We start from the raw sequence: 23,163 nt of genomic DNA on the forward strand, positions 1-23,163 counted from the left end.
CTATCCAGGCAGGGCAAAGAGGAAATAGTCGGCATACAGGTTTGTGTGGGAGCACAGTCGGGCTCAAAGGGCAATAAACACCCCCGCCAGCGCAGCGCTCATCAGGTTGGACAGAGTCCCGGCGATCACGGCACGCAGACCCAGGCGGGCGATATCCTGACGTCGTGAGGGGGCCATGACGCCCAGGCTGCCCAGCAGGATGCCGATCGACGACAGGTTGGCAAAACCGCACAGGGCAAAGGTGACGATCACCTGGGTGGGCCCCGACAGCACCTGGATGCCTTTGGCAGCGGCTTGTACCGGGTCAAGATAGGCCGCGAAATCGACATAGGCGACGAACTCGTTGAGCACCAGTTTTTCGCCGATAAAGCTGCCTGCCGTCATGGCCTCGCTCCACGGCACGCCGAGGACAAAAGCCAGCGGCGCAAACACATGCCCCAGGATCAGTTGCAGGCTCAAGTGGGCAAAGCCGAACCAGTTGCCCACCCAGGCAAGGATGCCGTTGAGCAGGGCAATCAGGGCAATAAAGGCCAGCAGCATCGCGCCAACATTAAGGGCCAGTTGCAGGCCGTTACTGACCCCCAGTGCGGCGGCGTCGATGACATTGGCCGGTTTGTCGTCGGATTCGATATCGCTGAAGCTGTCGCGCGGTTCAGCGGTTTGCGGCTCCATCAGCTTGGCCATCAGCAAACCGCCGGGGGCGGCCATAAAGCTGGCGGCAATCAGGTATTTAAGCTCCACCCCAAGGCTGGCGTAGCCGATCAGCACCGAGCCTGCGACCGAGGCCATGCCACCGACCATGACTGCAAACAGTTCAGAGCGGGTCATGCCGTCCAGAAACGGGCGCACCACAATGGGCGCTTCGGACTGGCTGACAAAAATATTCGCCGTGGCTGACATCGACTCGGTACGGCTGGTGCCCAGCACCCGCTGCAACCCGCCGCCGATCACGCGGATCACCACGCTCATGATGCCCAGGTAGTAGAGGATGGCGATAAAGCTGCTGAAAAACACAATCAACGGCAGCACCTTGATTGCAAAAACAAAGCCCTGGCTGCCAAACACCTCGCTCATCTGGCTACCTGCCAATGGCCCGAACACAAAGCTGATGCCTTCATTGCCATAGTCTTGCAAGCGGGCTACCGATTCGCTGATTGCAGCCAGAGTTGCCTGGCCCCATGGCACGTAAAGGGCGAAGGCCCCCAGGCCTGCCTGCAACACAAATGCGCCGACGACGGTCTGCAACTTGATCGCCCGGCGATTGCTGGACAGCAGCACCGCCAGGAGAATCAATACCACCACTCCAATGAAACTCATTGACCAGATTCCCGTATGTCACGCATCAAGATCGCACCGGTTCAGAAACCGAAGGCACCGGGCAGCAATTGCTCGACCGTCCAGTCGCGGGCGGCCATCGCGTCATGACCGATGCAATACACCGGGCAGCCAGCACTCATCAGTTCATGCATGACCTGGCGGCAGGCGCCGCATGGGGCGATCAGCGCTACTTTGGGGGCATACACCAGCATGGCCTTGAAGTTGCCGGGTGCATGGCCCTGGGCGATGGCGCTGAACAGGGCGCTGCGTTCGGCGCAGTTGGTCAGGCCATAGGAGGCGTTTTCCACATTGCAGCCACGGATGATGTGCTCATCGACGGTCAGCAATGCCGCGCCCACCGGGAAGTCCGAGTGCGGGCACCAGGCCGCTTTCGCCGCGGCCATCGCTTCAGGCAACAGGCGTTCGTACTGCGCCTGAGCTTCAAGGCTGCGGTTCATGGGCCGTTGCTCGCGGTGGCGTCAGCCAGGGGTTGACCAACTTTTTCAATACGTTGGTGTGGCGTGCTTGCTCCCGCTGGCTGACCGCTGCGGTCCTGGGCTTGCAGATAGTCGACCAGCGCCTGGAGATCGTTGAGGCCGGTATCCACCCGCTGGCTGGCCTGATTGAGTACGCTGAAGTTGTCACCGCCCCCGGCCATAAACGAGTTGACCGTGATCCGGTAGGTCTGTTCTGGCAGTACCGGTTTGCCATCGATTTTCAGGCTGTCGGCGATGATCCGCTGGCCCTGGGGCTTGCTGGCATCCCAGCGATAGGTGAGGGAGGCCGATGGTTGCAAGGGGTAAAAGCCGAAACCGTTGTTCTGCCATTGCTGCTCCAGCAGTTGCTTGAGCTGGACGCCGCTGAGGGCAAGGATATTCAGGGTGTTGTTGAACGGTTGCACGGAGGCTACCTGGCCATAGGTCAGGTGCTGCTGACCGGGTTCGAGGATCAGATCGGTGCGGATGCCCCCCAGGTTGGTCAGTGCCACCTGTGCACCCAGCGCGCGGGTGGCGTGCAATTGCGCATCGGCAATCAGGTCGCCCATGGCCGACTCGCCGGCGTCGTTGAGGGTACGGTTGATTTCGCCGGTGGCGATTCGGGCCACGGGTTGGTTCAGGTGTTCGTTGCTGCGCGCTTCAATATCGGCCTGCAATGCGGCAATTTCTGGCAGCGGCGGATAACGGGCGGGGTCGACCACAATATTCTGTGCTCGGGCATCGAGCAGTTGGTGGTTGACCGGGTCCAGGGTGAGGGTGATATGAGTCAGCAGGCGCCCGAACGAGCTGCCCTGGGTGATCAGCTTGTCGCCCAGACGGCACAGGTAGCCCTGGTGGGTATGGGCGGTAATCACCACTTTGATTTGCGGGTCCAGACGCTTGGCCACGTCGACGATATCGCCCTTGAGCTGGCTGCAATCCTGCTGGTCGAAGCGCTCTGCGGTTTCACCGCCCTGGTGAATCACCGCAACCACCGCATCCACCCCGAGCTTGCGCAGTTCGGGCAGTTGCGCGTTGATCGCCTGGGCCTCGTCAATGGTATACAGGCCGTCCATGCTCTGCTTGCTGACATAGGCCGGGAGGTCGCGCAACACCGCGCCGACAAAGGCGATTTTGGCGCCGTTGGCCTGCTCGATACGGTAGGCGGGCAGCAGTGGTTTGCCGGTTTGCGCATCGATCAGGTTGGCCGCCATATAGGGGAAGCGCGTGCCGCTGTAGTTGTTGTCAAACTGGCAGGCTTTGTCCGGGCGCGGCGACACGCAGCCGCCATTGATCTGGCGTTGCAACTCCAGTTTGCCCAGATCCAGTTCATGGTTGCCGACCACACTGAACTTGAGCCCCAGTTCCCCGAGGGCTTCGAGCGTTGGCTCATCGGCCCACATCGAAGACATCGGCGGGCTGCCGCCGATCATGTCTCCCGCGCCAATCAACAGCAGTTGCGGGTCCTGTTTGCGCAGTTCACCAACCACCCCGCTCAGGGCGTTGATACCCCCCGCCTTGAGCGACACTTTGCCAGTCGGCGCCGTGGCATCGGCATAGGTGAACGGGGTGGCGGCCAGATTGCCGTGAAAGTCGTTGATCGCGGCAATATTCACATCGACCGGTTTGGCCGGCTGCTGGCAGGCGCCCAGCACCAGCGCCAGTGGAATGACCAGGCCGGCACTGTGCAGGCGCGAAAGTACATTGGACATGGGGGCTCCTCGATGTGGCTCAGGCAGTACGCGGCTGGCCGACGTGTACGGGGGCGGACGCAGCCGTGGCGACGTATTGCGTACCCAGGCCCGCGCGCAGCAGGAGCATCTTGAGGTTGTCGTTGATCAGTTCAAGGCGATCCTGCAGGTGGCTGTTGAAGACCATGCCCACCAGTGCGATGGCGATACCCAGTGCGGTCGCATACAGCGCCGTGCCTATGCCGCGGGACACTTCACCCGGGTCGGACACCCCGGCTTCGGCCAGTGCCTTGAAGGTGTCGATAATGCCCATGATGGTGCCGAGCAAACCCAGTAATGGCGCGCCGGCCACCACCGCTTCGAGGATCCACAGGCTGTGCGACAGACGCCCGCGCATCGAGATATAGATTGCCTGGGCAAGGTCTTCCAGTTCCTGATGCGAGTGCAGGTGACGGCGCCCGTCGTAGATCTGCGAGACCAGCTGCAGGGGCAGGCTGTCGCGTTCAGTCAGGGCCTTTGGCAGGTCATCGACACTGCGCACCCGGGCGTTGATTGCCGGGAGTAACTGGCGTGCCTTGCGCAGCGAGTAACTGAAAAAGATGCAGCGTTCGACGACCACAAAGGCGGCCAAGGCCGCAGCGCCGTACATGACGTAGAAGGTGATGTCGTGGAGCAGATTCATGTTCATTCGGGGTGTCCTCTCAATACGTTCATGACCCGGGCCTGCCGTGCTGGCAGGCCCGGGTGCGGGGGTCAGAAGCTGGCTTCGAAAGAGACCATGGCCGTGCGTTCTTCACCGACGTTGTAGTACGGCGTGGCGGCGCTGACGCCGTTGACCGGTGCGGCGTTGAGCACCACGGTGCGCGCCGATGACAGGTATTCCTTGTCAAACACGTTGAGCATCGAGACGCGAATGGCCGCCGACTTGAGGATCTTCTTGTCCACCGGCAGGCGTACCCCGGCGTTGATATCGAAGGTGGTACGCCCGGAGATTTCCTGGTCGTTGGTCAGGTCGCCGTAGTAGCTGCCCACATACTTGGCGGCCACGTTGCCGTAATAGCGCTTGTTGTCGTAACCCAGGCTGGCGTTGAGCATGTTCTTGGGCACGTTGGCCAGTTGCTTGCCGGAGGTTGGCAGCTCCTTGTTGCGTGTGGTCACGTCGTCCTGCTGCTCGGCGCTGGTGTAGGTATACGAGGTGTAGTAGTTGAAGTTGTAGGGCAGCAGGCCGCTCCACTCCAGCTCCAGGCCCTTGTTGACCACGCTGCCGACGTTGAGCATTTCGTAGTCACCGTCCGCATTGGTGGTCGACAGCTGGCGATCCTTGTACGAGATATGGAACAGGGTGGCGCTCAGCAGCATGTCGTCCTGGCTGAAACGCCAACCCAGTTCCTGGTTCCAGCTCAGTTCCGGGGCCAGGCTGATGGAGTCGCCGGCGTTGTAGAGCACATAGTTGGGCGGCGTGCGCATATTGCGCGTGACGTTGTAGAACGCCTGGTTCTGCTCGTTGATCTGGTAACGCGCACTGAAGTTGGGCAAAAACTCGTGGTACCTGGCATCACGCTTTTCGGGTGCGCTGTACAGGCTGCCGAGGTTGTTGCCGTCGCGTTCGACGTACTGGTACGCGATGCCGCCGGTGAGGGTCAGGTCAGGGGTGACCGTCCACATGTCCTGCACCCAGACTTTCTGTGCCGGGGTGACGGTGTACTGATGACGGCCCTGTACCGTGGCGCCATTGTTGTCCTTGAGCTGGTTACCACTGTTGTAGTCGCCCCAGATATCGTCCGGCGTGCCATTCTCGGTGATGCTGATAAACGGCTGGGTCTGGCGCTGGCGTGCGCGTTCGTACCAGTAGCCGACATCGATGCTGTGAGCTTCGTTGAAGTCCCACTTGAGTTTGGTGTTCACGCCAGGGCGCCAGCTTTCCGTCCACGATGGCCGGTAGTAGGTGTCATAGGCCAGACCCTTGAGGTCGTAGTTGCCGGCCTTGTCGCTGGTCGATGACAGTCCGGTCGCCGATTGGCCGCTGAAACTGCCGCCATTGGACCAGAAGTAGTAGGGCGCAATGGTCAGCGCCAGATCGTCACGCAACTGAAAGCGCTGGGTCAGGGTGGCCGAGGCGTTTTCAAACGGGTTGCGGTTGATCTTGTAATACTGGGTCAACTTGCCACTGCTGTTGTAGATCGGTACTTCGGCATAATCGAGACCGCGCCCCGACTTCTGGAACTGTGCCTTGCTCAGGGTGTTGTAGTTGTAGTTTTCCTGGGTACTGTATTTAAAAATGGCATTGGTCGAGTTGCCATTGCCATCTTCGAACAACGTATTCCATTCAACCCTGTCGGCGCGAACAGTGCCTTTGCCGCGCCACTTTTCGCCTTCGGTATGGGAGGCCGAGACAAAGGTTTTAAAACCATTCAGATCGCCAGTGTTAATCCGTGCGAATGATTTGTTCAAACTGTTGGAACCGACCGATTGTTTGACAAAGACGCCGAAGTCCTTGGTCGGGCGCAGGGTCACCAGGCCGATATTGCCGCCGCTGGAACCGATATGCGGGCCGTCGATTTCCGAAGAGCCTTGGGTAACGAAGACTTCACCGAGGTTTTCCGGGTCGCCGAGCAGGTTGGCATACACCGCATAGTCGCCGGAATCGTTGATCGGGATACCGTCCGAGGATACGCCGACCTGGTCGGAGTTCATCCCGCGCATGGTGAAGCTGGTGCCGCTTACTCCTGATGCGTCGGTGCTGGAAACGTTGATGCCCGGGGTGTACTTGAGTTTGTCGATGGCGTTGGCAGTGGGTGCCATTTCGTCCATCGCCTCTTTGGTTACAGTGGAACGGCCCTTGGCACTTTCTTCCTGAACCATAAGGCCATTGCCCAGGCTTTGCCCGGTAACTTTAACGTTGCCTATATCAACCGAATCTTGCGCGAGCGTTGACAGCGTCCAGCCGCCAACCCCAACGGCCAGTAGCGTTGCGAATAAAGTATTGAGTTTCAAAACAGTTTCCCCTAAGCGTAAGTGTCAGAGCTGAAATGCTTTTAGTTATGGTTCTATGTTGTATACAAGCGTGGCGCTGAAACGGTATTTATCCTTGCCCGAGAAACTTTCCTCGGGGAAGGGCACAACTTTGTCGAGGCGTTGCAAGCTGGTTTGTGCGGCGCGATTGAGCAGCATGTTGCTCGCCTTCTTTTCAATGCCCGAGTCGAGCACCTTGCCGCTGCGGTCAACCAGCAGCCACACCACCACATTGCCTTGGGGGCGTTGCAGTGAAGCCTCGCGACCTCGCGGGTATTGCTTGTATTTTTCCAGCTCCGCCAGCAGGCGGGCGATATAGCGGCTCTCCAGGTCTGGCGAATTCGTGCGCGGTGCCGGGGCGGCCGGTGGAGCTGGCGCCGCGAGGGCTGGCGCGGCAGCTACCGGGGAAGGCGCAGGTGCCTGAGCCACGGTTTGCGGCCTGGGTACTGGCGGCACGGCTTTGGCTACCAGCGGTTTTGGCTTGGGCGGCGGCGGTTTGGGCGCAAGTGGCTTGGGTTTGGGCGGTGGTGGCGGCTCGACGACGATGGCCTCAACCACTTCCTCGATCGGTGCTGGCAGTTCGGCGACCTGTTCCGGCTCGGGTTCCGGCGGCGGTGGCGGTAGCAGTTCATCGAGGTCGACCAGGGCCACTTCGACTGCGCTGTCGTCGTACTTGGGCGTGATTTTCAGGTCCGGGTCCATGGCGCTGTGCACGGCGACGGCCAGCAGGCAGATGGCCGGCAAGCACGCGATGGCTTTGCGTGATTTGAAAAAAACCGACATGGCCTAGAGCTTCCGGGTCGCGATGGAAACGGAAGAAAAACCGCTGCCCTTGAGGACGTCCATCACACTCACCAGGCGGGCCACTTCAACGCCGGCATCACTGTTGAGGATGATCACCATCTTCTCGTCGGGTTTTTCCAGGCCCTTGAGGCGGGCAATCAGGTCGGCCTGGTTGAGGTCCTGGCCGTCCAGTTGCAGGCGGTCTTGCAGGCCCAGGGTGATCACGGCCTTGTTTTGCGGCTTGAGTTGCTGGGCGTGGGCGGCGCCCGGCAACTGAGTCTTGATGCCGAGTGCCGGGATCACGTTGAGACTGATCAATACGAAAAACACCAGCAAGAACATCATGACGTCGATCATCGGAATGATCTCGATATGCAGGCGTTTTTTCTTAGGTTCTTCCCAGCTTCGCATCACATGCACTCCAGTCCACAGAGGGGGTCAAAAAAAGCTGACCATCCGTTCAGTTTTTCACTTGTGGTTTGCCAGAGCGTAAAACGTGCAAAACCTGTCTCAAGTGACAGGTTGCAAAGGTAGAGGGGTGCTGTTTCATTTTGATTTCAGATTTTGTGTATTTTTTTGTTTTTTTTAATATCGAAACTAAACTGATTTTTGCGCTTAAAAGCGCCGTATTTTCAATATTTTGCAGGCATTTACCTGAAAGAGCCTTACGTGGCTGGGTGGCCAGGATAATTTTTTAAAAACTTGACAGGTCTGTCAGCTTATAGATTCGGCGTCAGGAATCATTCGCCATAACGCTTTTTTTCCAGGGTTTTGGCTGTGAAGATATCAAAGTGCTACTAATCTGTTGTTGTTATGCAAAGGCATTGGCATGATGATATTCATCTAAAGTGTCGGCTATTGAGATCAAGGGTTTAGCGGAGCGAACGCCATGCAGTTATTCAAAAAGTTGTTGAATATTTTGGGGCAGGCTGACTGCAAGCGTGAACGCGCAGCAGAGCTATTGCTCAAAGCGCCCGAGTTCGAAAGCCTCAAGCGTGATCTCAATATCGTTGAGCAAGCCCGGCGCCACGGTGAGCAGGGCTATCCGCCTGTGGAAGCCACCCGGTTGACGGCCGTCGAGGAAAAGATCCGCGTCACGCTTGAATCGGAACGTGACAAGGCCCTGGCCTGGGCCGAGTCATGGATCGCCCTGATCGAAAAGCGTCTCGACACACTGGATATCACCCGTACGGTGAATAACTGCGTGCAGGTAGATCAAGACTTCGAGCGTGCTGCCAACAGCCTGGTGAGTGATTACGCCGTCCGTTTGCAGCGCCTGGAATACAGCGCGCGTGAACGTGAGGCTGAATTGTGCGCGTTCAAGGCACAAAACCACGGCGGTTCTGGCAAACAGCGCAAACGTCGCAATGAAGCCTTGAGTGTTTATCAGGATGAAATAGCCGATGTGCGCAACGAGCTGCTGGCCCTCAAGGGCGAGTATCTTGAGAAGCTTGAAGCGGATGTACTGGCGTGCAATGAGCAACTGGTCAGTTACCAGTCGACACTGGATGAAAAACGCAATGTGAAACCGCGTCTGGCCAGTGGTTTGAACAAGGCCGAGATGATTCTGGCGGGGCTTGTGCAGTGTTATCGCGCCGAGAACCAGCTGTATCGCAATGGCCGGCGGGTGCCTGCTTATTTCAGTGAAAGGATTGCCCTGCAGGCGATCCAGTTACCCGACAGCGATACCGCCGAGGATGAAATTCGCCTGGCTTCGCAACAGTTGGCGCTGACAGATTTGATCGAACAGCTTGAGCAGATTCGCGGGCGCATTCAGGCGTGTTTCTATCAGAAATACAGCCAGTTGATGCCGCTGTCCTGGCTGCCTGAGTACCCGCCGGTGATGGAAAACCGCATCGCCGCAGAACCGGTTTAACGCCCCGCGGGCTGGTTGTCTAGGACCCGCCCAGGGTGGCCGCTGTCAGCAGCAGATAGCGGGCGCCCTTGGCCAGGGTCACGATCAGCACGAAACTCCACAGCGGTTCGCGCATGACCCCGGCGATCATGGTCAGCGGGTCGCCGATAATCGGCACCCAGCTCAGCAGCAGTGACCAGCGGCCATAGCGCAGATAAAAGCGTTGGGCCTTGTCGAGCTTTTGTTCGCTGACCGGGAACCAGCGTTTGTGCCGAAAGCGCTCGACAGAACGGCCCAATAGCCAATTCAATACTGACCCCAGCACATTGCCCAGGGTGGCGACTGCCAGCAGCGTCAGGGCGACGTATTTGCCGGACAGCAGCATGCCGACCAGCACGGCTTCCGATTGCATGGGCAGCAGCGATGCAGCGCCGAAGGCGGCGAGAAACAGGCCCAGATAGCTGGTTAATTCAAACACTCAGGTGTCGCCTTGCGGGCTGTTTTTGCAGGGGCGGGTACTCTAATGCTTTATTGGGCTTGTGTGGACCCTGTAGTCGCTGCCGAAGGCTGCGAAGAGGGCGTAAGCCCCCGTTATCTGGAATACCCTGAAGAACAGCTCGCAGCCTTCGGCAGCGACTACAGGTGTGGCGACGGCTTCAGCACTTCGCGCAATGACGCCGGCAGGGTTTCGCCGTGGCTCATGCCATCGAATGTTTGATATTCAACCGCCAGTCCCGGGATATCACTCAGCTCACCCGCCAGCTGGCGGATCAGTCTGTCTGGCTCGCCGTTGCTCGGGCCGCGCGGGTTGCCGGGTTCGGCCGAGCCGCGCATCAACAGCACATCGGCCTTGTGCCCGTTCATGCGTTGCTTGAAGTCCGCGCCGGGGTGGATGTCGGTCCACCACAGCGACGGGCTGGCCGCTGCGTAACGGGCAAATTCGCCGGGACGGGTGAGCAGGGCGTGCAGTACCAGCAAACCGCCATAGGAATGGCCCCACAAGGTTTGCTCCTGCAGGTTGATCGGTGCCTTGGCCGCCACCGCAGGTCGCATGCGCTCGCGCAACAGGTCAAGAAATACATCCGCACCGCCACTGGGCAACCCGGTCAACGGATCGGTTTGCTCCATGAGTCCAGGTCGGTCCGGGGTGTAGTCGTAAGTGCGGGCATTGCGCTCAATGCGCAGCGGTGTCTGGTAGCCGATCGCGACCAGCAACGGCGCCTTGCCTCGGGCGAGGGCGTGCAGCAAGTCGGCATCCAGTGCGCCGATGGCCGCATTGCCGTCGAGCATCCACACCACCGGGTAGCCGCTTTTCGGTGGTGCGCTGTCGGGCCGGCCGATCCATAGCTGGTAATGGCGCTGGCCATCGGCCGAGTCGATCAGCAAGCGGCTGAAGCGGTAATCCAGATCCGTGCGTTGCAACAGGCGAGTGTCCATCGGCTGGTCAGGCGCGGGTCTTGCCTGTGCTGCCAGCCCTGGCAGGGCCAGGGCAAGCAGTAGCGCCAGAGGGCGGGTGAGGTTTCTCATCAGGCGGTCTCGTCAGGGTCAGAACGAAGCGGTCAGGCTGGTGTAAAGCGTGCGTCCGGGTTCGTTGTACGTCGCGGCCCCGGCCCCGGCAATATTGGCCACGCCCTGGGCGTTGCCTTCACGGAACAGGCGCTTGTCGAACAGGTTGTCGATACCCGTGGTCAGGCTCAGGTTGGCGGTAATGGCGTAGGTACCGCTGATGCCGGCTACGGCATAAGGCGACAACTGGTTATTGGCCGTACCGGTCACGCGGTCGCCGTGGTAGTCGTATTTTTTCGGCGTCTGTTTGCCGTACCAGGCCACGCTGGCCTGCAGCGACAGGTCGTTGGTGGCCTGCCAGTCCAGCATGGAGTTGAGGGTATAGCGCGGCGTGACAGACAGGGCGTCACCGGTCTGCTTGTTTTTCGATTGCAGCATGTAGGTGAAATTGTTGGTCCAGGTCACTTGCGCTGCCAGGGGCAGGGTCAAGGTGCCTTCGAGGCCTTCAACCAGTGCCTTGGGCACGTTTTCCCATTGATAGATCGCTGCATTGGCGTAGCTGCCGGTACCACCGATGGCATTGCCGATGGGGCTCAGGCCGGACTCGATCTTGTTTTTGTAATCGTTGCGAAAGTAAGTCAGGCCAGCGACCACGCCGTTGTCCTTGTACTCGATGCCCAGTTCCTTGTTGACGCTGGTTTCGGCTTTCAGGTCGGCGTTGCCTTGCAGGTAGCAACTGGTGCTCTGCCCGTAGCAACCCTGGCCGCGGCTGTAGAGCAGGTAATCGGGGTTGAGCTGGTACAGGTTCGGCGCTTTGTAGGCGCGGGCGATACCGGCCTTGAGGGTGACGGTGTCGGTCAGGACATGGGACAGGTTGAGCGACGGGCTCCAGTTATTGCCGACCACGCTGTGATGGTCCAGGCGCAGGCCCGGCGTGAGCATGGTGCCCGGCAGCAGCTCGATATTGTCGGCGGCAAACAGCGAGAAAATCTGCGCCGAGGATGCCGTGCTGCGGTTGCTGCTGCTCAGGCCCGCGACCGTACCGCCTTCGCTGGTGGATTGGGTGTTGGCGCTGGGGTCGTCGAGTTTTTGCTGGGTCCATTCGCTGCCCAGGGTCAGGGTCTGGTCGAAGCCTGCGTGCAGCGGCAGGTTGAGCTCGCCGTGGGCGGTCAGGTCGCGCAATACCGCAGTATAGAAATCACCACTGCTGAAGATCCCTTCGGTACCACCCGCCAGGCCTTCATTGATCCGCGTGTTGCGGGTTTTTTCGTATTGCAGGTAGGCCATGCTGTTACCAAAGTCCCATTCGCCACGGTGGGTCAGAGCGTAGGTTTCGCGGTAGGTACGGTTGGTCTCGTGGCCCAGCAGGCTTTTGACGTAGGCGTTGCTGTTGGTGTTTTGCGTATCGCCGGTATAGAGGTTGCCCTGGCGGCTGTAACCGGCCTCGAAGTCGAGGGTCTGCTGCGGGGTCATGTGCCAGCTGAGAAGGCCGTTGACATCCTTGTTGCGCACGCCTTCGCGGCCAGCGGGCAGGGTGCCCGCCTGGTTACCGGTACGGGCCGATTCATGGCCAGCGTTGATGTCCCAGTCATCGGGGTCGGTCTTGGCGATATTGCCGTACACGCGATAGCTCAGGTTGTCGGTGAGCGGGCCGTTGAGGCCGAAACTCACGCGTTTGCTGGCGCCTTCATCCTTGTGGGTGGGGAAGTTGGAGTACACCGTCACGTCGCCATGGGTTTGGGCCCCGGCCTGTTTGGTGATGATATTCACCACGCCGCCAGCCGCGCCGTTGCCGTAGAGGGCTGCTGCCGGACCGCGCAGTACTTCGATGCTTTCTACCTGATCGGCCGGTACCCAGTTGGTATCGCCACGGCTGTCACGCTCGCCGCGCCAGCCGTAGCGCACCGAGTTGCGGCTGTTGACCGGCTTGCCATCGACAAGGATCAGGGTGTTTTCCGGGCCCATGCCTCGGATGTCGATCTGGCGGTTGTTGCCGCGCTGGCCGCTGGTGGAGTTGCCGGTGAGGTTGACGCCGGGCATGGTGCGGATGATCTGCGACAGGTCATTGGCCGGCGGGCGTTTCTTGATATCTTCGGCGGTAATTACCGATACGCCCGGGGCTTGTTTGGTTTCTTCCAGGGCCGTGGCGACCACGTTGGTGTTTTCCAGCTCCAGCGCAGCAGCGGCATGCACGGAGCTGGCCAGCAAGCAGCAGCCGGACAGAACGAAGGGAGCGATAGGGCGCAGCGCATGTTGCAACATCGAGTGATCTCCGGGACAGCCTGATACAGGAAGATCACGAATGATAATGACTGCTAATTGAGAGTAAAGCGCATTAACTTTCTAAACACTTCACTGTGGGAGCGGGCTTGCTCGCGATGGGATCGCCGCTGTTTGTCTGCTACACCGCGCTGGCGGCATCGCGGGCAAGCCCGCTCCCACAGGGTTTTCTGTTTCAGTCAGGGGGGCGCGCAGCTGGCAAAAGCATATGCATGCACAACCCCGGTTCGCCGTTGCTCGCCCATAGCCGGCCCTGTTGCAGTTCAATGGCTCGCTGGGCAATCGCCAGGCCCAGGCCGAAGCCTTCGCCGATCGAGCCCTTGAGGCGCTGGTAGGGCACGAACAGGCCGGCCAGGTCTGACGGGTCAACACCGGGGCCTTCGTCGCTCAGAAACAGGTGCCAGGCATCACCTTCACGCCAGCCGCTCAGGGTCACTTTGGCGCCGGGCGGCGAGTAGCGAATGGCATTGCGCAGCAGGTTTTCCAGGGCCTGGGCCAGGCTGTCGAGGTGTACCTGCACACAGCAGTCAAGGCCCAGCAGGCAGGGCAGGCGCTCTTTTGGCCAGCCGCTTTCAAAGCAGGCGTCCTCACACAGGGCTTCCCACACTGACAGCACCAGCACCGGTTCGCTGGCCAGCTGTGGACGCTCGGTATCCATCCAGGCCAGGTTGAGGGTGTCTTCGAGCAGTCGCTGCATATCGTCGATTTCACGGTCCAGACGCTGGCGCATTTGCTTCACGGGCAGGTGACTGTCGTGGGCGATGCGCAAGCGCGCCAGCGGGGTGCGCAGTTCGTGGGACAGGGTGCGCAGCAGCAGGCGCTGCTGGTTGAGGCTCTGGCGCAAGCGGGCGGCCATGTGCTCGAAGGCCTGGGCCAGTTCGCCCAGTTCGTCCCGGCGTTCGATCAGCGGCGAGGGTGCGGCGCTGTCCAGGTCATCGGCACGCAGGGCATCGGCGCGGTCACGCAAACGGTTGAGCGGCAGCACCAGATGGCGATAGATCAGCAGCCCCAGCAGGGCGGCCAGCAGGGTTGGCATCACGCCGTGGCTGAGGACGTGGGTCCAGGGTGTCAGGCCGCCGGGCAGCAGCCGCTCGGGGAGCTGGAGCACCAGTTGACCCTGCTCCGGTTGCCCGGGAAAGGGGATGCTGACATAGGGCAACTAGTCCTGCAGACGTCGGCTCATGGGCCAGTTCAGTTGGCGCATAAAGGTCAGTTGGCGATAGTTTTCGGCGTTGAGCGGGGTATTGCTCAGGCTTTGCAGGGTTGGCCCCAGCACGGTTACCCAGGTGCCTTCGCTGGCCGCCAGCTGTTCGGTAAAACGGGCCAGCCCGGGCGTGCCCTGACTGTGCCAGATGCCCTCAGCCTGCCGGGCGTAATCGGCAAGGTATTGCTGGTCGGCGGCCGAGAGAAAGTAGGTGCGGCGCTCGGCCGACACCCCCCAGATCCAGATGATCCACGTCAGCAGCAGGCAGAAGGCGATTTGCAGCAGGGCCAGTTTCCATAACAAGGGATGGCGACGCATCAGGGTTTTTCCATGCCGACCAGAATATAGCCCTGGCCACGCACGGCCTGGATCTGCAAATGCCAGGCGCCGATGGCTGCCAGCTTGCGGCGCACATTGCACACATGCACATCCAGGCCGCGATCCAGCCGGGTGTAGATGCGGTGCAACACATGCCGATAGAGAAACGCCTTGCTCAGCGGCTCGCCACCATGTTCGTGGAGGGTGATCAGCAGGCGGAATTCGGAGTGGGTCAGGCCTGCACTCTGGCCATTGTGCAGCACGTCCTGGGCCTGCTCATCGAAGGTCAGCAGCGGGTTGGGCGGCGGCAGCGGCGGGCGCTGCAACATCGCCATGCGCCGCAGCAGGGCATCGGTGCGGGCGTCCAGCTCGGCCAGACTGAAGGGCTTGGGCAGGTAGTCGTCGGCGCCGCGGGTGAACCCGGTGATGCGGTCCTGCTCGTTGCCCAGTGCCGACATCAGCATCACCGGTACGTCCTGCTGCTGGCGCAAGGCTTCAAGCAGGGCCAGCCCGTCCATGCCGGGCAGCATGATATCGAGCAGCACCAGATCGAAACACTGGGCCTGCAAGGCATTCAGGCCTTGAATGCCGTCGCTGCAAGACGTCACGGCAAAGCCGCGTTGCAGCAGGTGTCGCTCCAGGTCGTGGCGCAGCCTGAAGTCGTCTTCGACGAGGAGTAAACAGGGGGAAGTGGGCATGGTGCTCTAATGAGAATATTTCACATTTGCGAATATCCCAGAATGGGCCGCACAGCGCAATTGCTATGAAGCCAGGCGGGGGTCGCCAGGCACAGCGGATCTGATCAACTACAGGTCGGATTCGCACAAAAAAGCCAGGCCTGTATCTGTTCGAATGATCCCCAACGACCCGCCTGACGGCGGCTTCTGATGCTCGATCACCGACAAGGATACAGGCCATGCAAATGCCCAAAACCATCCAGATCAAAAATGGCGAAAAGGTCACGCCGACATTCTCGGCCCAGGAGTACGCCAGCCGCCAGAGCAAGTTGCGGGCGTATATGGCGCAGAACAATATTGATGCCGCTGTGTTTACCTCGTACCACAACCTTAACTACTACAGCGACTTTCTGTACTGCTCGTTTGGCCGCAACTACGCGCTGGTGGTGACCCAGGACAGCGCCGTGACCATCAGCGCCAATATCGACGGTGGCCAGCCGTGGCGCCGGACCATGGGCACAGACAACATCGTGTACACCGACTGGCAGCGCGACAACTACTTTGTAGCGATCCAGCAGGCGCTGCCCAAGGCGGGGCGCATCGGTATCGAGTTCGACCACATGAACCTGCTCAATCGCGACAAGCTCGCCAGCCGCTACCCCCAGGCCGAGTTTGTGGATATTGCCGCGCCGTGCATGCGCATGCGCATGATCAAGTCGGCGCAAGAACACGCGATCATCCGTCACGGCGCACGGATTGCCGATATCGGTGGTGCGGCCATCGTCGAAGCCTTGCGTGATCAGGTGCCGGAATATGAAGTGGCGCTGCATGCCACCCAGGCGATGGTGCGTGAAATCGCCCGCACCTTTCCCGATTCGGAATTGATGGACACCTGGACCTGGTTCCAGTCGGGGATCAACACCGACGGTGCGCACAACCCGGTCACCAGCCGCAAGGTGAACAAGGGCGATATCCTCAGCCTCAACTGCTTCCCGATGATTGCCGGTTACTACACGGCGCTGGAGCGCACCCTGTTTCTCGACCATTGCTCGGACGAGCACCTGCGCCTGTGGGAGGTCAACGTCAAGGTTCACGAGGCCGGTTTGAAGCTGATCAAGCCCGGCATGAAGTGCTCGGACATTGCCCTGCAGCTCAATGAAATTTTCATGGAGCACGATCTGCTGCAATACCGCACCTTCGGTTATGGTCACTCCTTTGGCACACTGAGCCATTACTATGGCCGCGAAGCCGGGCTGGAGCTGCGCGAAGATATCGACACGGTGCTGGAGCCGGGCATGGTGGTGTCGATCGAGCCGATGATCATGATCCCTGAGGGCCGACCGGGAGCGGGCGGGTATCGCGAGCACGACATTCTGATCGTCAACGAACAGGGCGGCGAGAACATCACCCATTTCCCGTATGGCCCGCAGCACAACATCATTAAAAAATAGTCATTGCGCGGCATTGTGGGAGCAGGCTCGCTCCCACTTCGAGCTCGATACCAACGTATGCGCACACAGATTGCGCAGCGTTTTCTGACCTGTTTACCCCTGCCAAAAAGAACACAATGAGGGTATCTGTCATGTCCCATGTCCCGACGTTGCTTGGCGTTTTTCCATCACGCATCTCTTTCTCAGGAGGTGCTCAATGAGTATCCCGAGCGCAAGTATCGCTTTGCCCCTGACCCCCGAACAGCAAGTCGAGCGCCTCAGTGAGCGCAAGGCGTTGCGCCGTGCAGCCACGGCCAGTTTTATGGGCAACTTTGTCGAGTGGTTTGATTACGCGGCTTATGGTTACCTTGCGACGGTTATCGCCCTGACGTTCTTCCCGCAAACCGACACCACCACCGGGCTGCTGGCCACCTTCGCAGTGTTTGCCCTGTCGTTTATCGTGCGCCCGTTCGGTGGGTTGGTGTGGGGCCATTTTGGCGACAAGTACGGGCGACGCAGCGCCTTGTCCTGGTCGATCCTGATCATGACTGTCGCGACTTTTTGCATTGGCCTGTTGCCCACCTATAACCAGATCGGCCTGTGGGCACCGGTGTTGCTGTTATTGATTCGTCTGGTGCAGGGCTTTTCGGCGTCAGGGGAATATGCCGGGGCTTCGGCATTTCTGGCCGAGTATGCCCCTGAGGGCAAGCGCGGTTTTTATACCAGCATCGTACCGGCGAGCACGGCAGCCGGCCTGCTGTTTGGCGCGATGTTTGTCGCGGGCATGCATGCCTTGATGACGGTTGAAAACCTGCACGATTGGGGCTGGCGTCTGCCGTTTCTGCTGGCGGCACCCTTTGGCCTGGTAGGGCGCTATATTCGCGTGCATTTGCAGGACTCGCCCAAGTTCCTGGAGATGGAAAAACGTCTGGAGGCCAAGGAGTGCGCGACCCATGCCCCGGTTCGCGAGTTGCTTACGGTGCATCGTCGGCCGGTGTTGATCGGCATTGGCGTGACCTGTCTGAACGCGGTGGCCTTCTACCTGTTGCTCAGTTACATGCCGACCTACCTGTCGACGGAAATGGGCATGAGCGAGAGTGATTCATTTATCGCGTCTACGGTGTCGCTGGCGACCTACATCGGCCTGATCTTTTTGATGGGCAAGCTGTCGGACCGTTATGGACGCAAGACCATGCTGGTCAGCGCGTCAGTGATGTTTTTGCTGCTGACCTTTCCGCTGTTCGGGATGCTGGGCAACCCGTCGCTGGTGGTGATCCTGATGATCCAGATTGCCTTTGGCGCCATCCTGGCGATGAACGACGGCACCTTGCCGTGCTTTCTGGCCGAGATCTTCCCGACGCGGGTACGTTTCAGCGGGTTTGCCTTCAGCTTTAACGTGGCCAATGCGGTGTTTGGCGGGACTGCGCCGTTTATTGCCACCTGGCTGATCCAAATGACCGGCAACAAAATGGCCCCGGCCTGGTACTTGCTGGCCGCCGCGGCTGTGGCACTGGTGGCGATGCTGGCAAGCCGGGAGACTGCGCACAAGGCGTTGCAAGATTAACCTGCCGCCTCCTACCTCCTCAGCAGCTACAGGAAAACAGTTAAACCGAGTACATATCCGGCATCTGCATCTAACTGCAATATTGGTTTCGCCCTTACGGCGAGTCCCTTTTGTCAAACAGCCACAAAAGGAACCAAAAAGGCCTTGCCCCTGGCGTACGGCCTTCGCTGCGCTCAGGTTCCCTCCTTGCGGTCCCGCTCCGTGGGCCCACTGCGCAGAACCTCCTCTCGGCCTCCCGATGGGGCGGGTAGATCAAGATCAAAAGCCTGCGAGGCGGCCGACCGGCCGGCCTGTTAGCGTCAGTGTGTGCTGCGCAATCTTTGTAGTCGCTGAGGAGCGAAGCGAGGCTGCGATCGGCTGCGAAGCGGCCGTAAAACCTGAGGCCCGCGTGTAACTGTCACACCACCGGTGTCTGATTTTGCGAACGCTTCGTCGCAATGGCGTACCCTCTCGATCGCAGCCTCGCTGCGCTCCTCAGCGACTACAGGAGGCCGCTGGTGTTGTGTTTCTTCAGTGCAACGCCACCTGCTTGCGCTCGCCAATGGGCGATACACCAAACAAGCGGCTGTAGCACTTGGAAAAATGCGCCGCCGAGACAAAGCCGCAGGCCAGGGCGATATCCCGCACTTGCGATTCGCTGCGCAGCAACAGGCTCCGGGCCCGGGCCAGGCGCAACTCAAGGTAGTACTGGCTGGGTGTGCGTTGCAGGTGCTTGTGGAACAGGCGCTCAAGTTGACGCACCGACACTTCGTTCAAGCGGGCCAGGTCTTCCAGGCTGACCGGCTCTTCCAGATTGGCCTCCATGATTGCCACCACCTGACTGAGTTTGGGCTGCGAAGTCCCGAGCTTCTGGCGCAGCGGCACGCGCTGCTGCTCTTGCGGGCCGCGGGCGCGATCGCATAGCAGCAGCTCGGCAGCGTGGGCGGCAATTTCGCGACCCCCCGGTTCACGGGCAATCAGTTGCAAGGTCATGTCCATCGAGGCCACGCCGCCCGAGCAGGTATAGCGGTCACGGTCCAGTTCGAACAACTGGTTGGAAATGATGATCCCCGGGAAATGGTCCTTGAGGGTTTCGATATCTTCCCAGTGGATGGTGCAGCGATAGCCCTTGAGCAGCCCGGCGCGGGCCAGCCAGTAGCTGCCGGTGCAGATGCCGCCCAGGGCAACGTGTTCGTGGGCCAGCTTGCGCAACCAGTTGAGCACCGGACGGCTGCTGAGGTGGGAAACGATCGGGTTTGAACCCACCACCAGCAATATGTCCAGTTTTGGTGCGTCACCCACCACATAGTCGGGCAGGATGCGCATGCCGTTGCTGGCGGTGACCGGGTCGAGGGTGGGGGCGATGATGACGGTGCGAAACATCTCGCAGCGCGCCGCCATATTGGCCATGCGCAGGGTTTCGATGGCCGAGGCAAAACCGATAGTGGTGAAGTTTGGTATCACCAGAAAGCCCACGGTCTTAACTGCAGGCATGTTTATCGGTGACGCTGTAACAGGCGTTGCCATCCTTACGCTCCTTTTTATGATCCGGGACGCCTCTGGCGTCGGGGTTCACCCAGGTTATTGCATCGCCAGAGCGAAACTGGCGGTGCAAGGCACTGTGCTGTAGGGCGTAAGGAAGCATTTGTTGTGCCAGTGGCTAACAGCTTGTTATTGCGGCAAAAACTTATCGCTGACATAGGCCGAATAGTCGGGCAGAACCGTTTCGATCTTGCCCTGATCCTTGAGGAACAGGGCGGTTGCGGCGATATCTTTGGCCGTGCCACCCCCCAGCAACTGCGCTGACTTTTGTTCGGCCGTCGAAGGGAAGTGCGCCCCGTGCAACAACTCGGGGATATCTTCGGGGCTGGCGCCGGTTAGCCTGGCGATTTTCTGGACCTGCGGCGAATCAGTCGTCCAGGCTGCCTGGTGGGCGTTGTAGTCGGCGATGGCGTTGAGACTGACTTCGGCGAATTTAGCGACAATCTCCGGGTGTTTGTCGGCGAAATCCTTGCGTGCGACCCACACTTCAAAGGTCGGCGCGCCCCATTCGCTGACCTGGCCTGCATCAGTGAGGATTTTCCCGGTCTTGCGGATTTCCCCCAGCGCAGGGGACCAGGTGAACGCGCCGTCGATGTCGCCACGTTTCCAGGCTGCAGTGATTTGTGCCGGGCTGAGGTTGACCACCTTGACCTGCTGCGGGGTGAGGTTCCAGTGCTTCAGCGCGCCCAGCAGGCTGTAGTGTGAAGTCGAGACAAAGGGCGTGGCGATGGTTTTGCCGATCAGGTCTTGCGGCCCGTTGATCCCGCTGCCGTCCCTTACTACCAGGGCTTCGGAACCCTTGATCTGCGCGGTGACGATAAAGGTCACCAGCGGCACATTGCGCGAGACCGCGGCAGCCAGCGGGCTGGACCCCAGATTGCCGATCTGCAGGTCACCGGATGCCAGGGCCGACACCACCGCAGGGCCCGAGTCAAAACGGCGCCAGTCGATCTTTTTACCGATGGCTTTCTCGTAACTGCCCTCGGCCTGGGCCAGCTTGGTGGGGTCGATACCGGTGATATAGCCGATGGTCAAATCAGCCGCCTGCGCGCCGAAGCTGAGGCCTGCGATGGAAAGAGCAATCAGGAGTGTGCGCACGGACATGGGCTGGACCTTGTTGTAAAAGGGTAAAAAAAGGAATGTCCGGCGGTCCGGTAGAGTGAATCTAAGTGCTTTAAATCAAAGGGGAAAATACCGTTTTGGAACTAGCTTAGAGCACCCGGCCGCGGCGCCTGGTTGCGGGGTGCATGATCCGCGTCAAACGGGGTGGCGGTAAAAGCCGGTACAAACGTCCTGTGAGGAGTCCATAACAAAACCAGCACGGCCCGTTTCGAGGGGACCACCCCAGATCGACGCCTTAAAGGAATAACGCGATGCTTTTTACTTTTCCACGTCTGGCGCTCGCCGGCCTGACGTTGCTGTGTACCCTTGAGGTGCACGCCAGTGAGCCGATCACGGCAGCCAACTCCGAAAAAAACCTGATTGAGCGCGGCCAGTATGTAGCCCGGCTCGGTGACTGCATTGCCTGCCATACCGCCAAGGGCGGAGCCGTGATGGCGGGCGGGCTGGAGCTGAAAACACCGATGGGCACGATTTATTCGAGCAACATCACCCCGGATGCCGCAACGGGTATCGGCCAGTACAGTTTTGAACAGTTCGACAAGGTCATGCGCCAAGGCGTGACGCCTGCGGGCCAGAACCTGTACCCGGCGATGCCGTATCCGTCTTACGCGAAGATGAGCGAAGATGATATGCGCGCCCTGTACGCCTACCTGATGCAGGACGTAGCGCCGGTAAAAATGGCCAATCTTGAGGCCGATATGGGCTTCCCGTTCAACCAGCGCTGGGGGTTGGCCCTGTGGAATTGGGCGTTTGTCGACACTCAGCCGTTCGTGCCCGATCCGGCGAAAAGCCCCGAGCTGAACCGTGGTGCTTATCTGGTGCAGGGTTTGGGGCATTGCGGTTCATGCCACACGCCGCGCGGCATTGCCTTTCAGGAAAAGGCCATGAGCGACACGGGCAGCGCTGGCAAGCATTATCTGGCGGGGGAAACCGTTGAAGACTGGCGGGCCTTGAGCCTGCGTAACCTGTGGACGGTGGAAGACACCGTGCAATTGCTCAAGACCGGTCAAAACCGTTTTGCCACGGTCTCGGGCAATATGGCCGACGTGATTCACCACAGTACCCAGCACTTTACCGACGAAGATTTGACTGCCATCGCCAGCTATTTGAAATCGCTTCCCGCAGGCAAGGATGATTTGCCGATGCCGGCTGTGGCGATCACACCTGCCAAGGCGCCGGATACCTTGTACAGCAGCCGTGGCGGCCTGGGTTACACGCAGTTCTGCGCCGATTGCCATCGCCCGGACGGCGGCGGGGTCAAAGGCATGTTCCCGCCGCTGAACGGCAACCCGGGCATCGTTGCGGCCAATCCGACTACACTGCTGCATATCACCCTGACCGGCTGGAAAACCCCGCAAACAGCGGCGCACCCACGGGTCTACACGATGCCCGGGTTTGCCCGGCTGCAGGATGATGAGATCGCCGAGATCCTCAGTTTTGTACGCAGCAGTTGGGGCAATGCCGCCCCGGCGATCAAACCCGCGCAAGTGGCCAAGATGCGCAAGCAGCTCAACCCTTCGACTGACGACGAAACAGCCTTCGTCACCCCGCGACTGGCCAACTTGCTTGGCGCCGCCAATGCCGACCAGGTTGTGCGCGGCATGCGCCTGCACCTGCAAACCAAGGCGCTGCTGCCGGATAACGTCGGCAATGCACTGAACTGCACCAGTTGCCACTTGAACGCAGGCACCGTAGCCGATGGCTCGCCTTTTGTCGGGGTCTCGGCGTTCTTCCCCAGCTATGCGCCACGGGCGGGCAAGGAAGTGACACTGGAGGAGCGGATCAATGGATGTTTCCGTCGCTCGATGGATGGCAAACCGTTGCCGGTGGCCTCGGCCGACATGCAGGCGATGGTGGCGTATTTTGACTGGATGAAAATGAACACCGTGGCGGGTGACAAGGTCGCCGGTCGGGGCGTGGGCAAGGTTGACCCGGCGATCGTCCCCGACCCGGCAAACGGCAAGGTGATTTATGCGCAGCAATGTGCGGTGTGCCACGGTGATAACGGTCAGGGCTTGAAGCATGCCGACGGCAGCTTTGTATACCCGCCGCTGTGGGGTGATGAGTCGTTCAATATCGGGGCGGGCATGGCGCGCACCTACACGGCGGCGGCGTTCGTCAAACGCAATATGCCGATCGGCTTTCACGAGAAATTCCCGTTGGGGCAGGGTGGTCTGTCGGATCAGGAGGCAGTGGATGTGGCTGAGTACTTCTCCCATCAGCCGCGGCCTGATTTTGTCGACAAGGCCAAGGACTGGCCCAAGGGCGGCAAACCTGTGGATGCGCGGTACTGACAGCAAGAGCCTCACAGGCCAAATCGGCGGTTTGCCGGGATTGAGTGAAAAAATCCCAAAAAAAAGCCCCGCGACCGAATGTGCGCGGGGCCAAAAAATGGTTGGTTGCGGCC

General features: G+C 60.0%; 17 protein-coding genes and 1 pseudogene. 4 read left to right on the forward strand and 14 right to left on the reverse strand.

Going from position 1 to position 23,163, the window contains the following annotated elements:
• Positions 1 to 63: 63 nt before the first annotated feature.
• The 7 genes from CJU81_RS04050 to CJU81_RS04080 form a co-directional block, all read right to left on the reverse strand.
• Positions 64 to 1,317 (reverse strand): NupC/NupG family nucleoside CNT transporter, encoded by a 1,254-nt coding sequence (locus tag CJU81_RS04050; RefSeq protein WP_095035592.1) that lies wholly within the window; start codon positions 1,315 to 1,317, stop codon positions 64 to 66.
• A gap of 41 nt (positions 1,318 to 1,358) precedes the next feature.
• Positions 1,359 to 1,775, reverse strand: coding sequence for a cytidine deaminase (locus tag CJU81_RS04055; protein WP_095035593.1), 417 nt, complete (start codon positions 1,773 to 1,775; stop codon positions 1,359 to 1,361).
• The gene (locus CJU81_RS04060; RefSeq protein WP_095035594.1) at positions 1,772 to 3,505 is read right to left on the reverse strand and encodes a bifunctional metallophosphatase/5'-nucleotidase; all 1,734 of its coding nucleotides are present in this window, start codon (positions 3,503 to 3,505) and stop codon (positions 1,772 to 1,774) included. Before CJU81_RS04060 ends, CJU81_RS04055 begins: the two co-directional genes overlap by 4 nt.
• Positions 3,506 to 3,524: 19 nt before the next feature.
• Positions 3,525 to 4,172 carry a MotA/TolQ/ExbB proton channel family protein gene (locus CJU81_RS04065; protein ID WP_095035595.1) on the reverse strand — a complete coding sequence of 216 codons (648 nt, stop codon included), beginning with the start codon at positions 4,170 to 4,172 and terminating at the stop codon, positions 3,525 to 3,527.
• A gap of 65 nt (positions 4,173 to 4,237) precedes the next feature.
• Positions 4,238 to 6,478, reverse strand: a complete 2,241-nt coding sequence (locus tag CJU81_RS04070) for a TonB-dependent receptor family protein (protein ID WP_095035596.1) — start codon at positions 6,476 to 6,478, stop codon at positions 4,238 to 4,240.
• A gap of 45 nt (positions 6,479 to 6,523) precedes the next feature.
• The gene (locus CJU81_RS04075) at positions 6,524 to 7,279 is read right to left on the reverse strand and encodes an energy transducer TonB family protein (protein WP_095035597.1); all 756 of its coding nucleotides are present in this window, start codon (positions 7,277 to 7,279) and stop codon (positions 6,524 to 6,526) included.
• A 3-nt stretch (positions 7,280 to 7,282) separates the two neighbouring features.
• A complete protein-coding gene (locus tag CJU81_RS04080; protein WP_095029440.1) occupies positions 7,283 to 7,690 on the reverse strand; it encodes an ExbD/TolR family protein in 408 nt (135 codons plus the stop codon).
• 478 nt (positions 7,691 to 8,168) lie between these two features.
• Between CJU81_RS04080 and CJU81_RS04085 the strand changes: the two genes are divergently transcribed.
• On the forward strand, positions 8,169 to 9,155 hold the full coding sequence (locus tag CJU81_RS04085) for a hypothetical protein (protein WP_095029439.1): 987 nt from the start codon (positions 8,169 to 8,171) through the stop codon (positions 9,153 to 9,155).
• Between the two features lie 19 nt (positions 9,156 to 9,174).
• On the opposite strand, the gene CJU81_RS04090 is transcribed toward CJU81_RS04085, so the two are convergent.
• From CJU81_RS04090 to CJU81_RS04110, 5 genes and pseudogenes are all read right to left on the reverse strand, one after another.
• Positions 9,175 to 9,612 carry a YqaA family protein gene (locus CJU81_RS04090; RefSeq protein WP_095035598.1) on the reverse strand — a complete coding sequence of 146 codons (438 nt, stop codon included), beginning with the start codon at positions 9,610 to 9,612 and terminating at the stop codon, positions 9,175 to 9,177.
• A 158-nt stretch (positions 9,613 to 9,770) separates the two neighbouring features.
• Positions 9,771 to 10,661, reverse strand: coding sequence for an alpha/beta hydrolase (locus tag CJU81_RS04095; RefSeq protein WP_095035599.1), 891 nt, complete (start codon positions 10,659 to 10,661; stop codon positions 9,771 to 9,773).
• A gap of 18 nt (positions 10,662 to 10,679) precedes the next feature.
• Positions 10,680 to 12,902, reverse strand: coding sequence for a TonB-dependent siderophore receptor (locus tag CJU81_RS04100; protein WP_095035600.1), 2,223 nt, complete (start codon positions 12,900 to 12,902; stop codon positions 10,680 to 10,682).
• Positions 12,903 to 13,095: 193 nt separating this feature from the next.
• Positions 13,096 to 14,442, reverse strand: a pseudogene (locus CJU81_RS04105) (HAMP domain-containing sensor histidine kinase).
• Positions 14,442 to 15,140 (reverse strand): response regulator transcription factor, encoded by a 699-nt coding sequence (locus CJU81_RS04110; RefSeq protein ID WP_095035601.1) that lies wholly within the window; start codon positions 15,138 to 15,140, stop codon positions 14,442 to 14,444. The pseudogene CJU81_RS04105 and the gene CJU81_RS04110 overlap by 1 nt, the downstream one beginning before the upstream one ends.
• Positions 15,141 to 15,358: 218 nt before the next feature.
• Between CJU81_RS04110 and CJU81_RS04115 the strand changes: the two genes are divergently transcribed.
• Together CJU81_RS04115 and CJU81_RS04120 are read left to right on the forward strand one after the other, a co-directional pair.
• Positions 15,359 to 16,570: a M24 family metallopeptidase gene (locus tag CJU81_RS04115; protein ID WP_095035602.1), complete on the forward strand. Its 1,212-nt coding sequence runs from the start codon at positions 15,359 to 15,361 to the stop codon at positions 16,568 to 16,570.
• Between the two features lie 301 nt (positions 16,571 to 16,871).
• On the forward strand, positions 16,872 to 18,113 hold the full coding sequence (locus CJU81_RS04120) for an MFS transporter (protein WP_441007400.1): 1,242 nt from the start codon (positions 16,872 to 16,874) through the stop codon (positions 18,111 to 18,113).
• A 510-nt stretch (positions 18,114 to 18,623) separates the two neighbouring features.
• On the opposite strand, the gene CJU81_RS04125 is transcribed toward CJU81_RS04120, so the two are convergent.
• Positions 18,624 to 19,619, reverse strand: coding sequence for a GlxA family transcriptional regulator (locus CJU81_RS04125; RefSeq protein WP_095029430.1), 996 nt, complete (start codon positions 19,617 to 19,619; stop codon positions 18,624 to 18,626).
• Between the two features lie 144 nt (positions 19,620 to 19,763).
• A complete protein-coding gene (gene tauA / locus CJU81_RS04130) occupies positions 19,764 to 20,738 on the reverse strand; it encodes a taurine ABC transporter substrate-binding protein (RefSeq protein WP_095035604.1) in 975 nt (324 codons plus the stop codon).
• 269 nt (positions 20,739 to 21,007) lie between these two features.
• Here tauA and CJU81_RS04135 point away from each other — a divergent pair, with 269 nt between their 5' ends.
• Positions 21,008 to 23,050, forward strand: a complete 2,043-nt coding sequence (locus tag CJU81_RS04135) for a c-type cytochrome (protein ID WP_095035605.1) — start codon at positions 21,008 to 21,010, stop codon at positions 23,048 to 23,050.
• Positions 23,051 to 23,163 lie beyond the last annotated feature (113 nt).

The organism is Pseudomonas fragi (genome assembly GCF_002269505.1).
Lineage (GTDB): Bacteria > Pseudomonadota > Gammaproteobacteria > Pseudomonadales > Pseudomonadaceae > Aquipseudomonas > Aquipseudomonas fragi_D.